At 74.9% G+C, this 3,342-nt stretch carries 3 protein-coding genes; all 3 read left to right on the top strand.

Annotated elements, in window-relative coordinates:
* Positions 1 to 626 (top strand): ABC transporter ATP-binding protein (locus AB8Z36_RS36150; RefSeq protein WP_369217625.1); only part of this gene is annotated, 626 nt, incomplete at its 5' end.
* The gene (locus AB8Z36_RS36145) at positions 626 to 3,070 is read left to right on the top strand and encodes an FtsX-like permease family protein (RefSeq protein ID WP_369217624.1); all 2,445 of its coding nucleotides are present in this window, start codon (positions 626 to 628) and stop codon (positions 3,068 to 3,070) included. The genes AB8Z36_RS36150 and AB8Z36_RS36145, both read left to right, overlap by 1 nt.
* A 19-nt stretch (positions 3,071 to 3,089) precedes the next feature.
* The coding region (locus AB8Z36_RS36140) for a transposase (RefSeq protein WP_440582091.1) at positions 3,090 to 3,342 on the top strand (253 nt) is incomplete at its 3' end.

The following is a 3,342-nucleotide window of genomic DNA, read 5'->3' as shown; positions in this document are numbered from 1 at the left end:
CCTCGGGCTCGGGCAAGTCCACCTTTCTCCAGTGCGCGGCGGGCCTCGACCGCCCGAGCTCCGGCACCGTCCACCTCGGCGGCACGGAGATCACCGGCATGAGCGAGAACAAGCTCACCGCCCTGCGCCGCACCCGCCTCGGCTTCGTCTTCCAGGCGTTCAACCTGCTGCCCTCGCTCACCGTCGAGCAGAACGTCGTTCTGCCGATGCGCCTCGCGGGCCACCGCCCCGACCGCCGCAAGGCCGCCGAGATGCTCGCCCGCGTGGGCCTCGGCGACAAGGGACGCCGCCGCCCCGGCCAGCTCTCCGGCGGCCAGCAGCAGCGCGTCGCCATCGCCCGCGCCCTGGTCACCGAGCCGGACGTGATCTTCGCCGACGAGCCGACCGGCGCCCTCGACACCACCACCGCCACCGAGATCCTCGCCCTGCTGCGCTCCGCCGTGGACGGCCTGCGCGCCACCGTCGTCATGGTCACCCACGACCCGGCCGCCGCCGCCCACGCCGACCGCGTCCTCTTCCTCGCCGACGGCGCCATCGTCGACCATCTGGACGGGGCGTCCGCCCAGCAGATCGCCGCCCGCATGACGACCCTGACGGCCCCGGCGTACGCGGGGGTGGCCGCGTAATGGCGTACGTCCCCAACGGGCTCGCCCGCGCCGCCGTCCGCTTCAAGCCCGCCGCCTTCGCGGGCACCTTCGTCGCGCTGATGATGGCCTCGCTGATCGTCGCCGCGTGCGGCATCCTCCTGGAGACGGGGCTGCGCGCCTCGGTGCCGCCCGGCCGTTACGCAGGGGCCCCCGTGGTCGCCGCCGCCGACCAGCAGGCGCGCTACGTCATCGGCAGCGGCGAAGGGCGCAGCGCGGAGTCGACGCCGCTGCCCGACCGGGCCCGCCTCGACGCCGCCCTGCTGTCCAGGGCCGCCGCCGCACCCGGCGCCCGTACCGCGATCGCCGACGTCACCTTCCCCGTACGATCCGGCGACCGGTCCCTGACCGCGCACGGCTGGGGCTCCACCGCCTTCACCGGCGAGAAGCTGGCCACCGGCCGCGCGCCGCACCCCGGCGAGGTCGTCCTCGCCGCGCCCGGCGCCGCCGTCGGCGAGCGCACCACCCTCACCACGGCCGACGGGCCGCGCTCCTACCGCGTCTCCGGCACGGTCGCCCCCTCGGGCTCGGCGCCCACCGCCTGGTTCGCCGACTCCGACGCCGTCCGCGTCTCGGGACACCCCGGGCGGATCGACGCCATCGCCGTCCTGCCGAAGGCGGGCGTCCCCGAGGCCACGCTCAAGACCCAGGTGGCGGACGCGCTCGGCGGCAGGGCGAAGGTGCACACCGGCGACGACCGGGGCACCGCCGAGGACTCCTCCCTCGCCTACGCCAAGGAGATGCTCACCGCCCTCGGCGGCTCCTTCGGCGGCATCGCGGCGATGACGGCCGTGTTCACCGCCGCCGGGACCGTCGCCCTCTCCGTCGGCCAGCGGGCCCGCGAGTACGCGCTGCTGCGGGCCATCGGCACCACCCCGCGCCAGATCCGCCGCACCATCGCCACCGAGACGCTGCTCGTCGCGCCGGTCGCCGCGGCGGTGGGCCTGCTGCCCGGCATCGCACTCGCCGACTGGTGGTTCGGCCAGTTGCGGGAGAAGGGCGCGGTGCCGCGGGGCGTGGAGCTCTCGGTGTCGTACATCCCGCTCGTCGCCGCCGTCGGCACCGCCGTCCTCACCGCGCTCGGCGCCGGATACCTCGCGGCCCGCCGGCCCTCCCGCATCAAGCCGGGCCAGGCGCTCAGCGAGGCCGCCGTGGAGCCGGTGCGGTTCGGCTGGATCCGCACACCGCTCGGCCTCGCCGCCACGGCGGGCGGCGCTGTCTTCGCCGGAGTCGCCGCGAACACCAGCGGTGAGGACGCGGCCAACGCCGCCCTCGGCGTCGTCATGCTCTTCATGCTGGCCGTGGCCCTGCTCGGGCCCCTGGTGGCCCGCGCCTGCGCGGCCCTGTTCGGCCTGCCGCTGCGCGGCGCGGGCGCCCCGGCCGCACTGGCCGCCGCCAACTCCCGTACGAACGCGCGCAGGCTCGCGTCGGCGATCACCCCCATCGTCCTCGCCATGGCCTTCGCCTCGGTCCTCGTCTTCATGCACACCAGCGAGGACAGGGCCGCCGCCGACCAGCAGCGCGCCGGTATCACCGCCGACCACATCGTCACCTCCGAGGCGGGCCTCGCCCCGGACGCGGTGCGCCGGGCCGCCCGCGCCGACGGGGTCACCTCGGCGGTCGGGCTCCTGAAGACGTCCGTGCTCGTACCGGCGGGCGACGGCTCGCTGCGCGCGGCGTCCGCCCAGGGCGTCACGGGCACCGCCGCCGATCTGGCCGAGGTCCAGGACCTCCAGATCAGGACGGGCGCCCTGAAGCTGGGCAGGAACGAGATCGCCCTGGACGCGGCCCTCGCCCGCTCCGCCGGCGTCGAGGCGGGCGACCGCGTCGCCATCCGCCTGCCCGACGGCACCAAGGCCGAGCCGAGCGTCGTGGCCACGTACGGCAGGGGCCTCGGCCTCTCCGAGGTGACGCTGCCGACGGCGGACGTACGCCACCACGTCACGGCACCCCTGCCCACCGAGATCTGGACGAAGGGCGGCTCGGCCGCGTCCCTCTCCGGCCTCGGCACCCTGAAGGACCGCGACGGCTACACCACCGCCCAGTCCCTGGACCGCGAGATGAACGCCTGGGCCAACACCACCATGGCGGCCGTGCTCGGCGGCTTCGCGGCGATCGCCGCCGCCAACACTCTGGTGATGACGGTCCTGGACCGCCGCCGCGAGCTCGGCACACTGCGCCTGATCGGCTCCACACGCCGCCAGGTCCTGCGGATGGTCCGCTGGGAGGCGCTGATCGTCGCGGTGGCGGGCACGGTCATCGGCTCGGCCATCGCCCTGGCCACCCTGGTGCCCATGATGAACGGCCTGACCGGCGAGGCTCCGTACATCCCGCCGCTGGTCTACGGCTCCTTCGTCGGCGCCATCCTGCTCCTGGGCCTGGCCTCGGCGACGATTCCCGCGCGTGCGGCACTGCGTGACGCCTAGGTCGTGTCCGCAAAGTGCTGTGGTCGTTGGTCTGTTCGTGGTGCGTCGTCATGAGCTGACTGATGAGTCGTGGGCGGTGATCGAGCCGTTTCTGGCTCCACCGCGGATGGGTCGTCCGGTGCGGGATCGCCGGCAGGTGGTCAACGGGATCCTGTGGAAGCTGTCCACCGGGGCTGCCTGGCGGGACCTGCCCGAGCGGTATGGCCCGTGGAAGACGGTCTATGAACGTTTCCGCCGCTGGTCTGCCGACGGCACCTGGGACCGCCTCCTGG

Origin of the sequence: Streptomyces flavofungini (assembly GCF_041028215.1) — a bacterium.
Lineage (GTDB): Bacteria > Actinomycetota > Actinomycetes > Streptomycetales > Streptomycetaceae > Streptomyces > Streptomyces flavofungini_B.
This window is presented reverse-complemented; position numbering and strand designations above follow the sequence as displayed.

Bases quoted from the DNA above. Each gene is read 5' to 3' on its own strand.
- AB8Z36_RS36145 (WP_369217624.1), top strand. From the start codon at position 626: ATGGCGTACGTCCCCAACGGGCTCGCCCGCGCCGCCGTCCGCTTCAAG.